At 74.1% G+C, this 20,274-nt stretch carries 19 protein-coding genes, 1 pseudogene and 1 riboswitch; of the genes and pseudogenes, 7 read left to right on the plus strand and 13 right to left on the minus strand.

The annotated features are described in order from the left end of the window. Positions 1-19: 19 nt before the first annotated feature. Both BJ965_RS32880 and BJ965_RS32885 read right to left on the minus strand, forming a co-directional pair. A pseudogene (locus tag BJ965_RS32880) lies at positions 20-470 on the minus strand (APC family permease); the annotation flags it as partial. 27 nt (positions 471-497) lie between these two features. Further along, on the minus strand, positions 498-926 hold the full coding sequence (locus BJ965_RS32885; protein ID WP_184913849.1) for a CoA-binding protein: 429 nt from the start codon (positions 924-926) through the stop codon (positions 498-500). 82 nt (positions 927-1,008) lie between these two features. Further along, positions 1,009-1,198, plus strand: a riboswitch (cobalamin riboswitch). Between the two features lie 69 nt (positions 1,199-1,267). Here BJ965_RS32885 and BJ965_RS32890 point away from each other — a divergent pair. The 6 genes from BJ965_RS32890 (at position 1,268) to BJ965_RS32915 (ending at position 6,175) form a co-directional block, all read left to right on the plus strand. Further along, positions 1,268-2,284, plus strand: coding sequence for an ABC transporter substrate-binding protein (locus BJ965_RS32890; protein ID WP_184913851.1), 1,017 nt, complete (start codon positions 1,268-1,270; stop codon positions 2,282-2,284). Then, positions 2,281-3,333 (plus strand): FecCD family ABC transporter permease, encoded by a 1,053-nt coding sequence (locus BJ965_RS32895; RefSeq protein WP_184913853.1) that lies wholly within the window; start codon positions 2,281-2,283, stop codon positions 3,331-3,333. Before BJ965_RS32890 ends, BJ965_RS32895 begins: the two co-directional genes overlap by 4 nt. Beyond that, complete coding sequence (locus BJ965_RS32900; RefSeq protein WP_246546100.1) at positions 3,330-4,163, plus strand: ABC transporter ATP-binding protein; 834 nt, start codon at positions 3,330-3,332, stop codon at positions 4,161-4,163. The genes BJ965_RS32895 and BJ965_RS32900 overlap by 4 nt, the downstream gene beginning before the upstream one ends. 102 nt (positions 4,164-4,265) lie before the next feature. Next, positions 4,266-4,982, plus strand: a complete 717-nt coding sequence (locus BJ965_RS32905; RefSeq protein WP_313667408.1) for a hypothetical protein — start codon at positions 4,266-4,268, stop codon at positions 4,980-4,982. Then, the gene (locus BJ965_RS32910) at positions 4,979-5,521 is read left to right on the plus strand and encodes a SixA phosphatase family protein (protein WP_184913855.1); all 543 of its coding nucleotides are present in this window, start codon (positions 4,979-4,981) and stop codon (positions 5,519-5,521) included. Before BJ965_RS32905 ends, BJ965_RS32910 begins: the two co-directional genes overlap by 4 nt. 27 nt (positions 5,522-5,548) lie before the next feature. Then, entirely contained in the window at positions 5,549-6,175 is a 627-nt protein-coding gene (locus BJ965_RS32915; protein WP_184913857.1) for a YigZ family protein, read from the plus strand. 61 nt (positions 6,176-6,236) lie between these two features. On the opposite strand, the gene BJ965_RS32920 is transcribed toward BJ965_RS32915, so the two are convergent. Then, positions 6,237-7,781: an MFS transporter gene (locus tag BJ965_RS32920; protein ID WP_246546103.1), complete on the minus strand. Its 1,545-nt coding sequence runs from the start codon at positions 7,779-7,781 to the stop codon at positions 6,237-6,239. A gap of 71 nt (positions 7,782-7,852) precedes the next feature. Between BJ965_RS32920 and BJ965_RS32925 the strand changes: the two genes are divergently transcribed. Next, positions 7,853-8,455: a MarR family winged helix-turn-helix transcriptional regulator gene (locus BJ965_RS32925; protein ID WP_184913859.1), complete on the plus strand. Its 603-nt coding sequence runs from the start codon at positions 7,853-7,855 to the stop codon at positions 8,453-8,455. A 64-nt stretch (positions 8,456-8,519) separates the two neighbouring features. Here BJ965_RS32925 and BJ965_RS32930 read toward each other — a convergent pair whose 3' ends face one another. The 10 genes from BJ965_RS32930 to BJ965_RS32975 all read right to left on the minus strand — a co-directional run bounded on the left by BJ965_RS32930 (position 8,520) and on the right by BJ965_RS32975 (position 19,707). After that, entirely contained in the window at positions 8,520-9,335 is an 816-nt protein-coding gene (locus tag BJ965_RS32930) for an SDR family NAD(P)-dependent oxidoreductase (protein ID WP_313667411.1), read from the minus strand. 52 nt (positions 9,336-9,387) lie between these two features. Beyond that, positions 9,388-10,380: an aldo/keto reductase family protein gene (locus BJ965_RS32935; RefSeq protein WP_184913861.1), complete on the minus strand. Its 993-nt coding sequence runs from the start codon at positions 10,378-10,380 to the stop codon at positions 9,388-9,390. Positions 10,381-10,479: 99 nt separating this feature from the next. Further along, positions 10,480-11,667: a 3-deoxy-7-phosphoheptulonate synthase gene (locus BJ965_RS32940; protein WP_184913863.1), complete on the minus strand. Its 1,188-nt coding sequence runs from the start codon at positions 11,665-11,667 to the stop codon at positions 10,480-10,482. A 42-nt stretch (positions 11,668-11,709) separates the two neighbouring features. Then, positions 11,710-13,398, minus strand: coding sequence for an aromatic amino acid ammonia-lyase (locus BJ965_RS32945; protein ID WP_184913865.1), 1,689 nt, complete (start codon positions 13,396-13,398; stop codon positions 11,710-11,712). A gap of 35 nt (positions 13,399-13,433) precedes the next feature. Continuing rightward, a complete protein-coding gene (locus BJ965_RS32950) occupies positions 13,434-14,831 on the minus strand; it encodes an amidase (protein ID WP_184913867.1) in 1,398 nt (465 codons plus the stop codon). Then, complete coding sequence (locus BJ965_RS32955; protein WP_184913870.1) at positions 14,824-15,876, minus strand: acyl-CoA synthetase; 1,053 nt, start codon at positions 15,874-15,876, stop codon at positions 14,824-14,826. The genes BJ965_RS32950 and BJ965_RS32955 overlap by 8 nt, the downstream gene beginning before the upstream one ends. 2 nt (positions 15,877-15,878) lie before the next feature. After that, a complete protein-coding gene (locus BJ965_RS32960) occupies positions 15,879-16,178 on the minus strand; it encodes an acyl carrier protein (protein ID WP_184913872.1) in 300 nt (99 codons plus the stop codon). A gap of 129 nt (positions 16,179-16,307) precedes the next feature. Continuing rightward, the gene (locus BJ965_RS32965) at positions 16,308-16,736 is read right to left on the minus strand and encodes a hypothetical protein (protein WP_184913874.1); all 429 of its coding nucleotides are present in this window, start codon (positions 16,734-16,736) and stop codon (positions 16,308-16,310) included. Between the two features lie 20 nt (positions 16,737-16,756). Beyond that, positions 16,757-18,580 (minus strand): prenyltransferase/squalene oxidase repeat-containing protein, encoded by a 1,824-nt coding sequence (locus tag BJ965_RS32970; protein WP_184913876.1) that lies wholly within the window; start codon positions 18,578-18,580, stop codon positions 16,757-16,759. Continuing rightward, positions 18,577-19,707, minus strand: a complete 1,131-nt coding sequence (locus tag BJ965_RS32975) for a phenylacetate--CoA ligase family protein (protein ID WP_313667414.1) — start codon at positions 19,705-19,707, stop codon at positions 18,577-18,579. The genes BJ965_RS32970 and BJ965_RS32975 overlap by 4 nt, the downstream gene beginning before the upstream one ends. Positions 19,708-20,274: the final 567 nt, after the last annotated feature.

Genomic DNA, 20,274 nt, shown 5'->3' on the forward strand with positions numbered 1-20,274 from the left:
CACATTATGGAGGCCGCTCTCAGTGCACGGGCACCTCCGCGACGGCCAGCTCCTCGATGCTCCGCTCGATCTCCCCGGCCAGGGAGGCCGAGGCCGGGGCCCAGTAGTAGATGGCCGGCGAAAACACCGCGATGACCAGGATGTCCCACCCCAGGGCGAGGTGCCCCCGGCCGCCGAAGCCGCCCTGCCAGGAGATGACGCCCAGGCCCAGCAGATGGACGGGCAGCCACCGGGCGGCCTTCCAGTCGAGCCGGGGCGCATCGGGCAGACCCTTGCGCGTGGCGTACCAGGCGTAGCCGCCGAGCAGGACGTAGCCGAAAACGATGGCCACGCCGAGCCGCCACAGGGTGCCCCCAGGTGGACCAGTAGATGATGAGGTTGGCCACCACGAACGACAGCGGCGAGCGGACCTTCCCGCCGGGCAGTCGGTAGGGGCGCTCCCGGTGCGGCAGCCGGTCCGCGAACCGCCCGGGCGCGGGTGTTTCCTGGCGAACGCTTCAGGGTTTCTGTACGCCGTGATGAGACAGCCGTGGGATCTCGATCGCCGGGCAGCGGTCCATCACCATCTCCAGGCCCGCCGCGCGGGTCCGCTCGTACGCCGCCTCGTCGATGACGTCGAGCTGGAACCAGACGCCCTTCGCGCCCTTGGCGACCGCCTCGTCCGCGACGGCCCCGGCGAGGTCGCTGTTCACGAACACGTCGACGACGTCCACGTCGAAGGGGATGTCCGCCAGGCTCGCGTACCCCTGCTCCCCGTGCACCGTCTCCGCCTTCGGGTGCACCGGCACGACGCGCTTGCCGAAGCGCTGGAGCACGGCCGCGACGCCGTACGCCGCGCGCCGCTGGTTCGACGACAGGCCCACCACGGCCCAGGTGTCGCCGAGCTCGGTGAGGATCCTGCGGACCGTTGCCTCGTCGCCGTACACCGGCGGCCTCCTCGGAAGTCGTGGACGAACTGCTCCTCGTGCAACGGCGCCGGACGCGCGGTGATTCCCCGGGCGGCCTCCGTGATAGCTTGCCGAGGCCAGTCGAACCCATGTACGTGGGTCAGGGAATCCGGTGCGAATCCGGAACTGACGCGCAGCGGTGAGGGGGACGGGCGGGGCCTCGGCCACTGGACTCCCTCGTGGACGTCCGGGAAGGCGCTCCGATCCGGGTGATCCCGAGTCCGAAGACCTGCTGGCGGCCCCCGCGGCCGCGTGCGGCGGGGGAGCACCGTACGACCGGGCTCCGCGAATGGGCCCTCGACGCCTGAGGACTGGTTCCCGTGCCCCTCGCCCGACCCGCCCGTGCCGCCGCCCTGCTCGCGGCCGGCTCCCTGCTCCTGACCGGCTGCGGCGGCGCCGCGTCCACCGACGCCAAGGCGGCAGTCACCCTCACCAACTGCGGGCACGAGGTCCGCGTCGCCGCCCCGCCGCGCCACGCCGTGTCCCTTAACCAGGGCACCACCGAGATCCTGCTCTCCCTCGGCCTCGCCGACCGCCTCGCGGGCACGGCCACCTGGACCGACCCCGTGATGAAGGGGCTGGAGAAGGCCGACGCGAAGGTGCCGCGCCTCGCCGACAACAACCCGTCCTTCGAACGCGTCCTGGACACCGAGCCCGACTTCGTCGCCGCGTCCTTCGTCTCCACCCTCGGCAAGGGCGGCGTCGCCACCCGCGAGCAGTTCGAGAAACTCGGTGTCCCCACCTACGTCTCCCCGTCCGACTGCGCCGGCAAGGACAACTCGGGCGGCGGCGACGGCGCCCGCGACAAGGCCCTGGACATCGACACCGTCTACGGCGAAGTCCGGGACCTCGCGACCGTGTTCGGGGTGAAGAAGCGCGGCGACGCACTCGTGGCCTCGCTCCAGCAGCGCATGAAGAAGGCCACGGCCGGCATCGACGCCTCCGACGTCACCCTCCTCTACTGGTTCGCGAACTCCGAGTCGCCCTACCTGGCGGGCTGTTGCGGGGCGCCCGGCATCATCACCCGGGCCCTCGGCGCGAAGAACGTCTTCGACGACACGCACGAGGAGTGGCCGCAGGTCAACTGGGAGACCGTCGCCGACCGTGACCCCGACGTCCTGGTCATCGGCGACCTGACCCGCAAGTCCCAGACCGCCGAGTCGGCCGCGAAGAAGATCGCCTTCCTGGAGTCCAACCCCGTCACGAGGACCATGGACGCCGTCCGGCACAAGCGGTACGTGCTCCTCAGCGGGCAGGCCATGAACCCGACCATCCGCACCGTCGAGGGTGTGGAGCAGGTCGCCGCCGGGCTGCGCCGGTTCGGACTGGTGAAGTGACCGCCCAGGGTCTGCCTGCTGTCGGGACCAGGCCCCGGCGCCGGGCAGGACTCGTGCTCGGCGCGGCCGGGACCGTCGCGCTCGTCGTCTCCCTCGCCGTGGCCATCACCATCGGTCCCGCCGACATCGGCGTCGGTGACGTGTGGTCCGTGGTGGCCGCCCATCTCGGCCTCGGCAGCTCGGAGCTGACGCCGATCCGGGACGGGATCGTCTGGCAGCTGCGACTGCCCCGCACCCTGCTCGCCGCCGTGTGCGGGGCCGGACTCGCCGTGTGCGGTGCGGTGATGCAGTCGCTGCTGCGCAACCCGCTGGCCGACCCCTTCGTGCTCGGGGTGTCCTCGGGCGCCTCCACCGGAGCGGTCCTCGTGGTCGTGCTGGGCGTGGGCGGCGGCGCCCTGTCGGTGTCCGGGGGCGCGTTCCTCGGCGCCCTGCTGTCGTTCGGGCTGGTGCTGCTGCTCAGCCACACCCTCGGCGGCACCACCGACCGGGTCGTCCTCGCGGGCGTCGCCGCCATGCAGCTCTTCTCCGCCCTCACCTCCTTCGTCGTGATGACCTCCGCCGACGCCGAGACGACCCGAGGCGTGCTGTTCTGGCTCCTCGGCTCGCTCGGCGGCGCCGGCTGGACCGACGTGTGGCTGTGCGCTGCCGTACTGGCCGTGGCCCTGGTGGTCTGCCTGTCCTACGCCCGTACCCTCGACGCCTTCGCCTTCGGGCAGGACGCGGCGGCCGCGCTCGGGGTGTCCCTCGCCCGGACCCGTCTGGTGCTGCTGTGTGTCACGGCCCTGCTCACAGCCGCGCTGGTCAGCTCGGCCGGGGCGATCGGCTTCGTCGGCCTGGTCCTGCCGCACGCCGCGCGGGCCCTGACCGGACCCGGGCACACGCGGCTGCTGCCGGTCACCGCCCTCGCGGGAGCGGTGTTCCTCGTGTGGGTGGACACCCTGGCCCGCACCGTCCTCGATCCGCAGGAGGTCCCGGTGGGGGTCGTGACGTCACTGATCGGGGTGCCGGCCTTCGTGGCGGTGCTGTACCGGACGAGGAGAGTGCGATGAGTGACACGGGGGCGGCGGTGGAGGCGGAGGGCGCGGTGAGCGGGGCGGAGGCACCGGTGGCGGGGCTGCGGGCCGAGCGGGTCAGCCGCCGCGCCGACGGGCGTCTCATTCTGGACGGCGTCGCCCTCGCGCCGGAGACCGGCTCCACGGTCGGCGTCCTCGGACCCAACGGCTCCGGCAAGTCCACGCTGCTGCGGCTGCTGGCCGGGCTGCTCACGCCGACCTCGGGAGTCGTCACCCTCGACGGCACACCGCTGGGCGACCTGCCCCGCCGCACGGTCGCCCGGCGCCTCGCCGTGGTCGAGCAACAGTCAGACACCCAGATCGAGTTGACGGTCGAGGACGTCGTACGGCTGGGCCGCGTCCCGCACCGCCGCGCCTGGACCCCCGCCTCGGCGGACGACGAACGGGCGGTGCGCGCCGCCCTGGAGCGCACGGGCCTCGACGCCCGGGCCGGACAGCCCTGGCACACCCTCTCGGGCGGCGAACGCCAGCGGGTGCAGATCGCCCGCGCGCTCGCCCAGGAGCCCCGCGAACTCCTCCTCGACGAGCCCACCAACCACCTCGACATCCACCACCAGCTCGACCTCCTCGCTCTGATCACGGGCCTGCCGGTCACCACCGTGGTGGCCCTGCACGACCTCAACCTCGCCGCGATGTACTGCGATCGGGTCGTCGTGCTGTCCGCGGGGCGGGTCGTGGCCGCGGGCACTCCGGGCGACGTGCTCACGGCGGAGCTCATGGCCGACGTGTACGGGGTGCGGGCCGCCGTCAGCAGCGAAGGGCCCGAGGGCCGGCCTCATGTGCGGTTCCTGGGCACGCTGGTCTGACTGGGGCGGCCGGGCGCGCCATTGGTGGGGCGATTCCGCCACGGTGGCCGGAAAACGCCGAACCTGCCTGCGCGTGCCCGCCCGCCCGCCTACGCTCGCCTCGTGCTGCGCATCATCGACGCCCGAACCCGTGAGCCGGTCGACGCCGCCCCGGCCCGCCGGGGCCTGACCCGTGTCGAGGTGCACGCACCCGGCTCCGACACGACGAACCTGCGCGTGCTGCTCGTCGGGGACCTGCTCGTCCGGACCCTGGAGCTCGGCGGCACGCCGGTGTGGGCCCTGCTGACCGGCGGCCGCCGACAGGCGGAGCTGCGTGCGGGCGCCACGACACTCGGCATCCGCCCCTTCGAGGACAGCCCCGACGTCGGTGCCGGACTGGGCGAGTCCCAGGTCGTCCACGTCACCACCGAGGGCGGGACGGCACCCGACGGGGTGCGGATCTCCGTAGCGCCCGTGGAGCCCGGCCCGCCGGGCCACTGCGACCCCGCCGTCCTGCGCCTCGCCCTGATCACCCGGCACCACAGCACCCCCGTCCGGCTGGAGGAAGCCGTACTCGACGACGCCCGCGGCACCCTCGCCCGCTGGCGGGGCTCGGTCGCCCGCTGGGCGCGGCAGCCCTCGCGGCCGGTCCCCGACGACGTGCGGGGCCGGCTGCGCGACGCCTGGGACGACGACCTGGACGTCCCGCGGGTGCTGGACGTCCTGCGTCAGGTAGAGACCGAACCGGATCTGGCGGACGGTGCCCGCTTCGAGACCTACGCCTACGCCGACCGGCTCCTCGGCCTCGACCTCACCCGCGACCTGGGATCCCCGTCGTGATCGAACGCGCCGGAGCCGGCCCGCTGCGCCGCCTGATCGTGCTGCGGCACGCCAAGTCCGCCTGGCCGCTGGACGTCGCCGACCACGAACGCCCCCTCGCCCCGCGCGGCCGCCGGGACGCCCCCGCTGCCGGGCGGGCCCTGGCCGACGCCGACCTCCTGCCGGATCTGGCGCTGTGCTCCACCGCCGTTCGCGCCCGGCGGACCTGGGACCTGGCCGCGGCCGAGTGGGGGACACCCCCGCCGGTCCGGCACGACCGGCGGCTGTACGCCGCCGGACCCTCCGGCCTGCTCGCCGTGGTGCACGAGGTGCCCGCCGAGGTGGAGACGCTGCTGCTGATCGGGCACAACCCGGGCCTGGAGGAACTGGTCCTGGCCCTCGCCGGTGACGGCCTCGACGACACCCTGGAGCAGGTCCGCACGAAGTTCCCCACGTCGGCGATCGCCGTCCTGTCCTGGCGCGGCACGGCCTGGCGGGCCCTCGCCCCCGGCACCGCGCTGCTCACGTCCGTGACCGTGCCCCGGGGCGCGAAGAAGTAGCCCCGGGGCCGCGCATAGGCTGGCCGGATGCCCGACGAATACCGCACGGTCGCCGGCGCCGGCGTGCACGAGACCGAGGTCAACCGCTCACGCTTCCTGTGCGCCCTCGCCCCGGCGGCCACCGAGCAGGAGGCCCAGGACTTCATCGCCGCGGTCCGCAAGGAGCACGCGGACGCCTCCCACAACTGCTGGGCCTACGTCATCGGCGCCGACGCCTCCGTCCAGAAGGCGAGCGACGACGGCGAACCCGGCGGCACCGCCGGCGTCCCCATGCTGCAGATGCTGCTGCGCCGCGACATGCGGTACGTCGTCGCCGTCGTCACCCGCTACTTCGGCGGGGTCAAACTCGGCGCCGGCGGGCTCATCCGGGCGTACGGCGGGGCGGTCGGCGAGGCCCTGGACAGCCTCGGCACCCGCACCCGCCGCAGGTACCGGCTGGCCACGGTCACCGTCGACCACCAGCGGGCCGGCAAGCTCGAGAACGACCTGCGCACCGGCGGGCGCGAAGTCCGGGACGTGCGCTACGGGGACGCCGTCACCATCGAGATCGCCCTCCCGGACGCCGACGTGCCCGCCTTCCGGTCCTGGCTCGCCGACGCCACCGCCGGTACGGCCGGCTTCGAGGCGGGCGGGGAGGCGTACGGGGACGCCTGACGGCGGCTCCGCCTCGCACACGGCGGTGCGGCACGGGCGGGGTCCGGTCGGTCCGCCGAGGTCAGCGGGGCCCGGTTCCGGTCCGGCCCTCGGCCCCCTCCCCGTCCTCGACCGACGCCCCCGCCGGGACGCGGCCCAGCCGGAACGCGAGCAGCGCCGTGCCGACGGCGAGGGCCGCGAGGACGTACGCGGTGCGGTCGAAGGCCTCCGCGAAGTCGGTCAGGTCCGTGTCCGGACCCGGCGACTGGGGATTGGTACCCAGGAAGCCGCGGTACAGGGCCCCGATGACGGCTACCCCGAAGGCCATCCCCGCCTGGGTGACGGTGTTGAGCACACCGGACCCGGCGCCCGCGTCGTCCGGGTGGACCCGGGTGAGAACGGTGTCCACCAGGGGCGCGACGACCAGGCCCTGCCCCAGTCCGGACACGCCCATCACGGCGGCGAGCGCGACCGCCTGGTCCGAGCCGTCGAGGCCGGTGACGGCGGGCACGGCGACGAGACCGGCCGCCATGACCAGGCCGCCCGCCACCGACACCCCGATACCGAACCGGGCGGCGAGCCTGCGGCACGCGGCCGAGGCGACGATGAACCCGAGGCCGAGCGGCACGAAGACCAGGCTCGCGGCCAGCGGGGTCTGCCTCAGGCCCGACTGGAGGTGATAGGTGAGCACCAGGAACAGCCCGGCGTTGCCCGAGAAGAACATCAGCACCGTGCCCATGCTGAGCGGGAACCCCCTGGCCCGCAGCAGCCGGGCCGGCAGCAGCGGGTCGTTTCCGGCGGCCTCCGTCCGGCGCTCCCAGCGCAGGAACGCCAGGGTGCCGACGGCGCCGAGGACGAAGCACGGGTACGTCCACCAGGGCCAGCCGTGCTCACCGCCGAGGATCAGCGGGATCAGGACGAGGGGCAGCAGCACGGCGGTGAAGGCCGCCCCGGCGATGTCCAGGCGCGGCCGGTCCGCGCTGCGGCTCTCGCTGACGACGGGCACGGCCGCGCACAGGATCGCCGCGCCGATCGGCACGTTGATGAGGAAGATCATGCGCCAGCCCAGACCCGCCACGTCCAGGTCCAGCAGCAGGCCACCGCCGACGAGGCCGGCGATGACGCCCGCGCCGATGGAGGCGCCGTAGGCACCGACGGCCCGGGCGCGGTCGCGCTCGTGCACGAAGACGGCCCGGATGAGGGAGAGCACCTGCGGTGTCATCACCGCGGCCGACAGGCCCTGCAGCACCCGCGCCGCGATGAGTGTGCCCGGGCCGGGCGCGAGCGCGCACAGCAGGGACGTCAGGGTGAAGGCGGCCACGCCGTACTGGAAGGTGCGCTTGCGGCCGATCCGGTCGCCCAGACGGCCGCCGGTTACCATGCCCGCTGCGTAAGCGATCACGTACCCGTCGATCACGAACTGGAGCTGGCCGAACCCGGCGTTCAGGTCCGCCTGGATCCCCGGAGCGGCGACGTTCACGATGAACATGTCGATCTGGCTCATGAACATCGCCAGCAGGACCACGGTGAGACCCGCCCAGTCCCGTCCGGTGGCTCGAGGAGGGCCGGTGGTGGTGGAGGCCCCGGCCGTGGCCTTCGGACTCGCTTTCCGTGTCACAGTGCGCATATCACCACTCGTCGTCGCATACGTTTAGCGCTAAATTCAGATCTAAATGTAGCAGGTGGAAGGGAATCCCCATGAGGACGCCGGAACGAAGCGATCGCCGGCCGGCCGCCGCGGGCCCGACAGGAGACGACCCCGCGGACGCCATCGCGGCCGCGTGGAGCCGCGAGCGCCCCCAGACCCCGGTGGACTCCATCGGCGTGGTCACGAGGATCTGGCAGCTCGCCAAGCACTTCGGCGACGACCGCCGGCGGGTCCTGGCCGAGGCGGGGGTCGACCCGGCCACCCTGGACCTGCTGAGCGTGCTGCGCCGCAGCGGGCCTCCCTACACGATGAGCACCCGGGACCTCGCCGTGCACTCCCTGGTCACCGCGGGTGCCGTCTCGCAGCGGGTCGCACGCGCCGAACGCGAACACCTGGTCACCCGCCGACCCGCCCCCGGCCGCAGCCGCGCGGTGCTGGTGGAACTGACCACGGCCGGGCACGAGTTGGTGGAGCGCACGGTGGACCGGGTGCTCGCGCGCGAGGCCGAGCTCCTCGAAGGCCTGGGCGCGGAGCGGCAGGAGGCACTCGCCGAGCTGCTGCGTGAGCTGCTCGGCGACGTGCAGGAACAGCTCAACGTGCGGGGCGTCTCCCACGTGGGGCACGAGGGCCTCGACCACCCGGAGCAGGGCTGAACCAGCCACTCCGGCCGTCACGGGCCCGACGGCCCTCGTGCCCCGGGGGGCCGCCGGGAGCGGCTCAGTAGCCGTAGGCGCTCGGTGCGTTCTGTCCGCCGTCCACGGGGATGTTCGCGCCGTTGACCGCCCGCGCCGGCCCCGAGAGCAGGAAGGCGATCACCTCGGCGACATCCCGCGGATCGACCAGGCGGCCGCCGGGGAACTCCTGCTCGAACCGGCGGTAGCCTTCCGGATCCTCGTCCCGCAGCCTCGCCCAGCCCTTGCCCTCGATCAGCATCGAGCCGGGCGAGACGCAGTTGACCCGGACGCCCCGGGGCCCGAGCTCGCGGGCCAGGGAGGCGGCCAAGTGGATCTGCGCGGCCTTGGCCGCCGCGTACTGGGCGGGCGGTGCGGGCTTCCAGCCGGAGACGGATGAGACGAGCACGGCGCTGCCCCCGGTCTCGGCCAGCGGTCCGGCGGCCTCGCGCAGGGCGATCGCGGGATGGGTGACGTTCAGCCGGCACGTCCGGTCCCAGTCGGACGGTTCCGTGGCACGCAGGTCCGTGCCGTGCACGCCACCCGCCACCGTCACCAGGCCGTCCACCCGGCCGAGTTCGGCGGCGGAGTCCCGTACGAACGCCGCGAGGGCACTCTCGTCGAGCACGTCCAGCCGCTCGGTGCGCAGGACGCGCCCGTGCAGGGCCCGCACCTCCTCGGCCACCGCCTTCAGCGAGGCGGCGTCCCGGCCGCACACGGCGAGATCACAGCCCTGCGCGGCGAGCCGGAGCGTGGTCGCCCGGCCGAGGCCCCGGCTCCCGCCGGTCACGATCACCGCGCTGCCTTCCGCCCGCGGCCGGCCGAACTCCCGTACGCCGTCCATGACGTCCGTGTCAGCCACTCGGTCCCTGCTCCTCTCGTCGTTCCTGACACCCCCTCCCCGGACGCGGGGATCAGCCCGTCCGCGCCGGGTCCCGCACCACGTAGTCCCCGAGGATCCCGTCGATGCGGTCCAGCACGTCCTGCTCCAGGCGCACGCCCGAGGCCGCGACGTTCTCCTTGACCTGCTCCGGACGACTCGCGCCGATGATGGCCGCCGAGACGGACGGGTTCTTCAGGACCCAGGCGAGGGCGAGCTGGCTCATCGTCAGACCCAGGTCCGCGGCGACCGGGCCCAGCTCCTGGACGGCCCGCAGAGCGCCCTCGTCGTTCAACCAGTGGCCGACCAGCATGTCGACGAAGCCCTTGCCCGCGTCGTCGCCCGCCCGTGAATCCGCCGGCGCGGCGGCGCCGGGACGGTACTTGCCGCTGAGGATGCCCTGCGCCAGCGGCGACCAGACGACCTGGCCCAGACCCTCCCGCTCGCACGCGGGCACCACCTGCGACTCGATGACCCGCCACAGCATGGAGTACTGCGGCTGGCTCGCGACCAGCGGGACGCGCAGCTCCCGGGCGAGACCGGCGGCGCGGCTGATCTGCTCGACGGTCCACTCGCTCACCCCGACGTAGAGCACCTTGCCGGAGCGGACCAGGTCCGCGAAGGCCAGCATGGTCTCTTCGAGCGGTACGCCAGGGTCGTAGCGGTGCGCGTAGTAGACGTCGACGTAGTCGGTGCCGAGGCGGCGCAGCGACGCCTCGCAGCCCTCGACGACATGCTTGCGGGACAGGCCGCGGTCGTTGGGGCCGGGGCCCACCGGGTGGCATACCTTGGTGGAGAGCACGAGGCCCTCACGTCGCTGACCGGCGAGTGCCTTGCCCAGCACGGTCTCGGCGCGGGTCTCGGAGTACACATCGGCGGTGTCGAAAGTGGTGATGCCCGCATCGAGCGCGGCCCGGACGCAGGCCTGGGCCGTCTCCTCGTCGATCTGGGCACCGTGGGTGATCCAGTTGCCGAACGCGAGCTCGCTGATCACGAGGCCGCTGTTGCCGAGCCGGCGGAACTCCATGGGTGTGTCGCCTCTTCCTTCTCTGGTTCTGGTCCGGTTCGTGCCGGTGGTCCGGGGCGGCCGACGCAGGGGGCGCCCGGGCGGGTCCGGCCGGCCGCTTCACAGCAGGGCCGCCGTGAAGGCCACGACCTCACGGGCCTGGCGCGGGCTCAGCCGCGGGTCGCAGGCCGACTCGTAGCGGGGCAGCGGCCTCGCCGAGGCCAGCTCCGCCGCCGAGTCGACGCACTCGGTGACGGGGTGATGGGCGGTCTCCAGCATCAGACCGGCGGGGTGCAGGCCGTGGGCGTGCAGGGCCGTCACGAAGCCCTCGATCTCCCGGGTGACGTCCTCGACGGCGCGGCTCTTCTGCCCGGCGCCGTTGACCCGGGTGTTGCCGTGCATGGGATCGCAGATCCAGGCCACGTCGGACGCCTCGTCGCCGAGCGCCCTCAGCACGGACGTCAGCTTCGGGACGATCCGGTCCCGGCCCATGCGCACGATCAGGGTGAGCCGGCCGGGGTGCCGCCGGGCGCCGAGCATCCGCACCAGCGTGCGGACGTCCTCGGGGGAGGCCGAGGGACCGATCTTGACGCCCACCGGGTTGCCGATCGAGGCGGCGAACTGCACGTGCTGGTGGTCCGGTTGGCGAGTACGGTCACCGATCCACAGGAAGTGGCCGGAGGAGCCGTAGCCCCTGCCGTCCGTGCCCTTACGGACCAGAGCCTGCTCGTACTCCAGGAGCAGCGCCTCGTGCCCGGCGTACGTGCGCTGGGGGGCGGTCCGGCCGGCCAGGCCCAGGTCCCGTTCCAGCAGGGTGCTCAGCGTGGTACCGGCGTGCCGGTACGCCAGCAGCAGCCGGGACGGGAGGGCGCTACGGGCCGCCGCGGTGGGCTCGGGGGCGTTGACCGCGTCGCCGCGGTAGACGGGCAGTTCGGTGCCGTCGGCCAGGGTCTCGGTCGGGTTCGAGCGCGGTTTGGCGTACTGCCCGGCGATCCGGCCCATCCGGACCGCCGGTGGGCCGCCGGCCGCGGTGAACTCGTCGGCCAAGGCGTGCAGTTCGTCCGCCTTGGCGAGCACGACGTCGGGGGTGGCGTCGGCGAACCGCTCGGCGCACTCCCCGGCCTGCAGCACGAAGGCCTCACCGTGGGCGGCCCGCCCGAGTTCGGTGGCGAGGTCGGCGCAGGCGGTGGCGTCCACCAGGGGAGGCTTGTTCTCCAGGGCGAGCAGGACGTCCTTGAGTTCGTCGAGCGAGGCCCATTCGGGCTGCTGCCGGGCGCGGGCCGGCAGCAGCAGGCGCGTGGCGGTCATGGTTCTTCCTCCGTGGGCTGGTCGTGGGGGAGAGGCACGGCGTCACACCGCTGCGGTCGTGGCGTCCGGGTCGGTGCTGGTGAGAGGCAGGTGACGGGCCCGGGCCAGCGCGGCCGCCCGGGTGATCTCCCCGGCCAGCGGACGGTCCCGGTCCAGGGGCGGGAACTCCTCCCGCAGCTCCCGCCACAGCCGTACCTCGTCGCAGTCCCGGTGTCCGGTCAGGTGGGCGAGCTGGTTCACCGCGAGGAGCAGCGAGCCGAGGATCCACCAGGCCCGTTCGGTCATCTGGGCCACGGTGTTGGCGCTGTTGAGGGCGAGCGGCACCTGGTCCTGGTTGTGGAGATTGGTCGGCACGGCGGTGAACGACGCCGGATGGCCCAGTTGGCGCAGCCGGCCCAGATGGGAACTCGCCGCGATCTGCACCCCGGCGAAGCCGCTCCCGGCGCCGGGCCGGGGCGTCAGCAGCGGGGGAAGTCCGCCGTTGGCCGCCGGGTCCAGCACCAGGGCGAGCTGGCGCTCCATCAGGTAGGCCACCTGGTGCGCGCAGGAGGCGTGCGTCTCCGAGGCGAACGCCACGGGGGCGGCGTGGAAGTTGCCGCCGTGCAGCAGGTCGCCGTCGACGAGCACGGGGTTGTCGCTGCACCCCTCCGCCTCGTCGGCCAGGACCGAGCCCTGGAGGTCCAGCTGGTCCAGGACGGCGCCCAGCACCTGGGGGGCGCACCGCAGGGAGTAGCGCTCCTGGAGCGGGCGGTCCGGGCCGGGCGCCGGGTCGGGCGTGGCGCCCGCGGCGGTGCGTTCGGCCCGGATCCACGAGGCGACCGTCCGCTGCCCGGGCTGGTTGCGCACCCGTTGGAGCGCGTCCTCGTAGGGCTCGCCCGAGGCACCGAGCAGCGCGGCGGTCCGGCCGGTGACGGCCGCGGCGGCCCGGGTGAGCGCGCCGAGCTCCCGGTGGGTGTGCAGGGCGCGGGCCAGACAGGCGCTGCTGCCGTTGACGAAGGCGAGCGCAGACCGCGCGTCCCAGGTGACGGGAGGCAGGCCCAGGCCGTCCAGCACGGCCGAGGCGTCCGCCCGCCGCCATGCGCCTCCGGAGTCGCGGTACCAGGCTTGAGGGGCGGGAGAGTCCAGGGGCGGGGTCGGGGGGCGGGGAGACTCGGGGGCCGCGGTCCCGGCCCGGGGAGGCCGGGGGGCCGGGCTCCAGGTCGGGGAGGTGGCGTCGTCGGCGCCGCCGGCCTCACCGTCGTCGCCCGACCCGGGCGCCGCGAACGCCAGCGCCGCGTGGGCCAGGGGGACGAGGTCGCCGCTCGCGCTGAGGCTGCCCTCGCTGGGTACCACCGGGACGAAACCGGCGTTCAGCAGGTCGGCGAGTCGCTGCCAGGTCTTCGGGGCGACGGCGGAGTGCCCCAGGGTCATGCCGCGCAGCCGGAGCCAGACCATGGTGCGGGTGACGTCCGGCGGCAGTGGTTCGCCCTGCCCGGTCGCCAGATGGGAGATCAGGCCGAGCCCCTGACGGGCCGGGTCCGGATCGGCGGGATGGTCCACCAGCGGTCCGAAGCCGTGGGTGACCCCGTAGACGCGTCGGGAGCCGTCGAGGCCGGTCAGGGCGCGGTGGGCCGCCGCCATCCGGGCCTGGTCGACCGCGGTCGGTTCCAGGGGCTCGATGCTGCGGTCCAGCAGGTCACCCACCAGCGTGTCGGGCGACCGGGGGTCGGCGGAGGGGTGGGAGAGGGGCATGGCTGCCTTCCGTCGTCCGGGCGGGGCGGGTCGCTTCAGCTCGGCCGGAGGCCGAGCGGCCCGACCGCCTCCTCCAGCAGCGCGGCCAGCCGGATCAGCAGCGGTTCGTGGTCGCGGCGGGCGATGAGCTGCACGCACAGCGGAGCCCCGCGCTCGTCCCGGGCGACCGGCATGGTGAGCGCGGGCAGCCCGGCGAAACTGGCGAGCGGGGTGTAGGCCACGCGCACGTCGTAGTCGGGGTCCTGCGGGGCCGGGATGGTCGACACCCGGGCGCCGGCGGTCGCGAGGTCCGGCGGCGCGGCCGGGTCCAGGGGCAGCAGCCAGGCGTCCACGCCCGCGGCGTCGAAGTCGCCCTCGACCGTGGCGCGGGTGTGCGCCAGACGCTCCAGGATCCAGGCGTAGCGGTCGTCCTGGACCTTCGCCCCGACCTCCAGCGCACCGCGAGTGGTCTCGTGCAGGTCGGCAGGCACCCAGGGCCGCCACACCTGGTACGCGTCCCACGCCTGGCGCGCGCACAGCTCCCAGGCGGGTCCGCGCAGCGCCCACAGGTCGTCGACGCGCACGGCGTCGAGCAGGTGGCCGCTCGCTTCGAGGTGCCCGCAGGCCGTCTCCAGCGCCCCGCGCATGACGGGACCGCACTTGCCCTCGGGCCCCTCGGTGTTGGCCACGACCCCGAGCCGGTACGGGCCCTCACCGGGCGGGCGCTGGGCGCCGAGCCGGTCGAGTCCGAGGAGCGGCCACAGGTAGGCCAGGTCCGCAGCGCTGCGGGCGGCCCAGCCCAGTGCGTCCATGGGCGGGGACAGCGGGAAGACCCCCTCCAGCAGCGAGCTGCGGTGGGTCATCCGCAGGCCCACCGTCCCGCACTGGCCGGCGGGCCAGCGCACCGAGCCGAGGACGTCCGTGCCGAGGGCGAGGTCGCAGATGCCGGCAGCCACCGACACGGCCGTGCCGGTGCTGGAGCCGCCGGGGTCGATGTGCGGGACGTAGGGGTTGACGCACTCCGACCCGACCCCGATGTTCAGCTCGGTGGTGACCACCTTGGCCGTCACGGAGGCGAGTCCGGGCGGCAGGGCGGAGATCGCGGGGGTCGAGACGCGGGCGTGGTGGCGGTGGCCGCGCAGTCCGAGCCGGGTGGGGAAGCCGGCCACGTCCACGGTGTCCTTCACACCGACGCGCACCGGCGGGGCGTCCGGGCCGAGCGGGGCGCGCTGGACACAGGCGCGGTAGCGGGCGTCGGCCTCGTCGGACCAGGCGGCCTCGGCGGTGCGCCACTCCTCGGCGGTTAGGGTGCCTCGGGAGCGGGCCGTCACCCTCTCCGGCAACGACATCCGTACCGGGGCGCCGGGGACCGAGGGCCGCGACGCCGGGGTCGTCCAACGCGCCTGCCGCGCATAGGCGGTGATCGCGTCCTGGGCTGTGGGGGTGTCAGACATGCTCGGGCTCCTCGGCGGGGGGTCGGGCGGCGGTGAGCTCGGCGGTGAGGACCTTGCCGGTGGCGCTGCGGGGAATGCGGGCGACGCGGTGCACGGCACGCGGCGCGGGCAGGCCGGAGGGGAGCCGGCCCAGCATCCGGCGCAGGTCCGCGGGGTCGGCCGGCCGGGGGCCGGCGTAGAACATCTCGTAGTGCTCTCCGCGCACCGGGTCGCCGACGGGGGCGCAGACCAGGTCGACGCCGGGGCAGCGGGCGCGGGCCAGCTCCTCCACGCGGGCCAGGTCGCAGCGCAGCCCGTTCACCTTGATCAGCCGGGACGCGCGCCCCAGGTGGTGGAAGGTGCGCGGGCCCACCGGAGCGACGAGGTCGGACAACTCCCAGTCGTCCGGAGGAGCTTCGGTGCCGTCCCGGCGGGCCAGCCGCGGGCTGGTGACCCGCAGCCGCCGGGCCCCGCCGTCGCCGGCTGTGGGATCGCCGTCCGTGGCTGCGCCGGGTGGCAGCTCCACGTCGTGCAGGAAATCCACGTCGGGCAGCAGGGTCCAGGGGAGCGCGTCGTGCTGCCCCGCGGCGACGGGGCGGTGGGCGACGGCGCCGGTCTCGGTGGAGCCGAGCAGCTCGAACGCCCGGAAGCCGGTGCCGAAGAGGTGTGAGGTGACCTGATGGGCCGCAGGGGTGGTGGGGCCGGTGCTGTGCAGGGCCGTCACCCGGCCGTGCCGCGCCAGGGCGGGCAGGTGCCGGGCGAGCAGCTGCCAGGTGGCGGGCAGGCAGACCAGCAGGGTGGGCACGCCGTCGTCGAGCGGCGGCAGGGCGAGCGGCTCGTCCCACAGACCGGTCACCGGGACGCCCTCGATGCGGGGCAGTTCGCGGCTGTAGAGCCGGCCGTAGAGGTGCTCGGGGGGTGCGTAGGACACGATGCGACCGAACCGGGCGGGGCCCAGTACCGCCTCGCGGACCAGGGCCGCCTCGGTGTGCAGCTGCGCCTCGGTACGCAGCCAGGTCACCGGCGGGCCGGTGCTGCCGGAGGTGGCGAAGGCGACGTCCGGCACGGTCAGCTCCTCAGGCCGAGGGCCACCGTGTCCTCCAGACGTTCGTGGGTGAAGCGCACCATCCGTTCGACGCTGGAGAACCAGTGGCGGACGTCGTCCGCGACGAAGTCCACCTCGATGCCGAACTCGCTCTCGACGGCCGATATGCACTCCATGGCGGTGAGGCTGTCGTAGCGCTCGCCGAGTGCCTGCTGGAGGTCGGCGTCGGAGGGTACGGCGGTGAAGGCGTCGCCGATGCGGCCGGTGAGGACGGACCGGGTCCGGTCGTGGATCTGCTCGAGGGACGGGACGGTCGTGGTCATGGTCGTACTCCTTGCGGTGGATCAGGTTGCGGTGAATCAAGTCGCGGTGGATCGAGTTGTGGTGGATCAGGTTGTGGTGATCAGAGGGAAGGGGGACCGCGGCGCGGACGCTGCACGGGCAGGTGCCGGTCAGACGGCGGCGGGCGCGGGGCGCACGGCGGTGCCGTCGGCCCGGCGCAACCCGTCGCCGGCGCCGAGGTAGACGTCGGAGGGCGAGGTGGGACGGAACTCCAGGTAGCAGAACGGAGTCGTGGCGTCCGCGCCGAGTGCCTCGGTGACGCAGCGGGCGAGTCCGTCGCGGAAGGCGTCGTCGCGGTCGGGGCCCACACAGCAGGTCACCGACGCGTGGTGCACGCCGGTGGCGTCCGGCGTCTCGTGCGGCAGCGCCTCGACCGGCATGCCGCCGGAGAAGACGGTGCTCTCCTCGGTGGGCTCGAAACGCACGACGACGTGACCGGCCTGGACACCCTGGGCGGTGAGCCAGCGGGTGACACGCAGGGCGACGGCCCGGCGCCGGGGGACGGGGAGTTCGGGGGTACGGATGGTGATCGTGGGCACGAGGCCTCCGGTTCGGCGGTTCAGGACAGGGCGAGCACCGGCAGCACACCGGGGCCGGCCGTCAGGCGCCGGGCGAGCAGGGTGCCGAGGCAGTCGGCGAGCGGGCCTCCGCTGCCGGGAGCGAGGGGACTCCAGGCGGTGCCTCCGGCGTCGCGCACCCGGTCGGTGAACGCGCGCAGGTGCGCGGTGTCGAGCCCGAGTCCGGCCCGGTCGGCGGCCAGCACGGCCTCGTAGGTGGAGAGCAGGTCGGGGACCCGGTGCCCCTCGCCCGCGTAGCCGCCGCCGCGGACGCGATGGCGGGCGAGCAGGGTGCGGACGGCCTCGCTCACTTCGGCGGGCTCGGCGAAGCCGGGGCCGAGGAGCATGCGGACCCGCTGGGCCTGGAGCGCCGGGCGCAGCCCCGGCTCGCCGCCCGGCACGTTGCCGTGCGCGTACGGCTCCCCTCGCGATGCCTCCGAGACACCCGAGAGCCGCGCATCGTGCGCGTCGTGCGAGTCGGGCGACACGCGGCAGGAGTCGATGAAGGTCCGGACGCCCCGGAGGTCCAGGCCGAGCCCGTCCGGGCCGCCGAGGAGGGCCGCCGTCTCCACGGCCGCGGCGGTGGACACCATGTCGGACCCGCGGCCCTCCCAGTAGCCGAACCCGCCGTCGGCGTTCTGCAGTCCGGCCAGCCAGCCGGCGATCCGCCTCCGGGCCGCCGGATCCTCGGCGAACGCCCCGGCCGCCAGGGCCCACAGGGTGCAGCGCACCTCGCTGCCCCGGCCCGGCATGTACATCACGCCGCCTTCGTTGGGCAGTTGGCAGCCCTCCAGCCAGCGCACCCCTTCCGGCCGCGGGGATCCCGGGTCTGCCGAGAGCACGGCGGCGGCGGTGCTCAGGGCGTCCGCGGCGGCCGACGGCTCCCGGTAGGTGTAACCGCCGCCCGCGCAGCCCAGCTCGGAGATGCGGGCGGTGACGGCGTCGGCGACGGGGGCGAGCGGTGCGCCGAGCGCCTTCAGGGTGCCCACCGCGCAGAAGGACGCCCACACGTCCTCGACGTCGTAGCCCTCCCAGCGGACGAAGGCGCCGGTGGGGCCGCGCAGGCCCATGATCCAGTCCCGGCAGGCGTCCGGGTCGCGCGGCGTCTCGCCGAGGGCCCCAAGGGCGCCGACGGCCCGGTAGGTGGCCCACAGGCACGGCACCTCCGCGGCGGGGCCGAAGTGGAAGCCGCCGCTCGTGGCCTGCCGGGCGCGCAGCCAGTCGGTGAGCGCCGGGACGTCCCAGGGCGGCGTCGCATCGGAGGCCTGCCCGGTGGCGGCGCGCCAGGCCAGCACCCCGTAGTAGCAGGCCCGTACGTCGGCCTTGCCGCGGCGTGCGTCCTCGGGGGACCAGCTGAGTCCGCCCTCGGCGCACTGGAGCCGGCTCAGCCAGTCCAGCAGGCGATCCGGGTCGGGCACCCGGCCGCCGCACAGCTCCGCGGCCGAGCGGGCGGAGAAGTGGGTGGCCCACACGTCGGGGGCCTGCCCCGGCAGCATCGCGTAGGCGTCGCCGGACCAGGTGCTGTCCAGCCAGCGGGACGTGGCGTCCAGGCCGGGCACCGGGCGGCCGAGGTCGCGCAGTCCCTGGGTGCAGTAGAAGGTGGCCCAGGCGTCGGAGAGCATGCCCCGGCTCCAGGCGTAGCCGCCGTCGGCGTTGCGCCGGCCGGTGAGGTAGGCGGCCGTGCCGTCCGCGTCGCTGACGCTGTCGGTGCGGTCCAGCCAGGCCAGGGTCCGCACGGCGGCGTAGGTGCACCACAGGTCGGGTTCGCCGCCGGACACGCCCGTGCCCTGCGGAGCGCGCGGAGCGGTCGTCGCGGGGGTGGTCATCGCGAGACCTCCACTTCCCTGATGTTGGACCGCTTCCAGCTCTTCTGCGACGCGCCGCTCTTGGTGTTGGCGGGCAGGGAGTTGACGTGCACCACGTCGTCCCAGCGCAGTCCGAGCAGTTCCTCGGACCGGTCCTGGACGCGCCGGCGTTCCTCGGGCTCGCCGTCGCGCCCGGCGCCGACCCCGCGTTCCAGGAGCAGCCGGGCGTAGCCGCCCTCGCCGTCCACCTCCAGCAGGTAGCCGGTGGCGTCGGTGACGCCGTAGACGACCTCCTCGACGGCACGTACCGACAGCGGGGCGCCGCGCACCCGCAGGGCGTCGGCGGAGCGGCCGTGGACGGTGATCCGGGGTGCGGCGCTGCCGCACGGGCAGTCGGTCCCGATGGAGACCTCGTCGCCGGTGTCGAGCCGGAGGAGGGGCCTGGCGTGGGCGTTGAGCGGGGTGACGACGAGCCGTCCCTCCCGGTGCTCGCCCCGGTCGTGCAGCGGGACGACCCCGTCGGGCGTGGCGAGTTCGAAGTAGGTGGCGGCGGGCAGCAGATGCTGGCCGCCGTGCGGGCAGGCAGCGGCGAGCGTGCCGGTCTCCGTGCTCCCGTAACTGGCGTCGTAGGCCTGTGCGTTCCACCACCGGCCCAGCCGGTCGCGGAAGGGCGCGGTGTTGACCTCGCCGAGCAGCATCAGCCGGTCCACCGAGGAGCTGAGGTCGCCGAGCTCCCCGCGTTGCGCCAGCAGCCGGGTGAACTGCAGGGCGACGCCGGGGGCGACGAAGACCGTGGTGGGGCGGAAGGTCCGCCACATCGACTCCAGCCGGTCCCAGCCGGAGATGCCGGTGGCGAACGGATAGGCCCGGATGTGGGCGAGGTCTAGGTACTCGCAGACCCCGGAGATCAGATCGGCCACGGGGACGATGTCGGACGGCAGCAGGATCACCACGCGCTCGTCGGCTCCGAGCAGCGGACGCCACGCCTCGGCCACCGAGACGGTGTTCCAGATGGTGTCCTCGGCCAGGCGCGGGGTGGGCGTGGGCTGCCCGGTCGTGCCGGTGGTCTCGTAGTACTTCGAGGCCTCGGTGGGGGTGGCGGCCGCATAGCGCAGGGGCTGCGCCTTCAGCGACTCACGGGGTGTCACGGGGAGTTCCAGAAAACGGTCGAGGGAGAACTCGCCGATATCGCCCCGCCCTTCATTCGGACCGTAGGCCTCGCTTCCGCGTGCGCGTTCCCAAGCCGCTGACAGCTTTCTCGTGTAGAAGTCCGCGTCCGGGACGCGTCCGTGATTTTCCCGTATCTCGGTCTGTGCCTCACGGAGTAATGCCTGGCGTTTGTCGGTGTGCAGTATCACACGCACCTCGCTCGTTTATCGCTGATCGCTTACGCACAACCGGGAAGCGGGGAGGGCTGTGCGCGCCCGTGGCGTCGGTGGCTCGACGGGTTGCCCTGCGGGGGTCGGGAAGCCTCAGTTCAGGGCGTCCGGAGGGGCCAGGAGCCCGACCCACAGCGAACGTATAGCACTAAAGGTGGGCCGTGCAACCGCCCCCGGGAGCCTCAACTAGCCATGTGCGACCGAAAATCGACGACCTCGGCAGCGAGGGAAAGCGCCTACTGATCGGTACGTTGCCCGAGTTGGTTTTCCGTCCTAGTCTCGGGCAGTGCCGACGGGGCTACCCGGGGCTTCGGACCGGGCGTGCGGAGTGCGCAC

The organism is Streptomyces luteogriseus (genome assembly GCF_014205055.1).
GTDB lineage: Bacteria > Actinomycetota > Actinomycetes > Streptomycetales > Streptomycetaceae > Streptomyces > Streptomyces luteogriseus.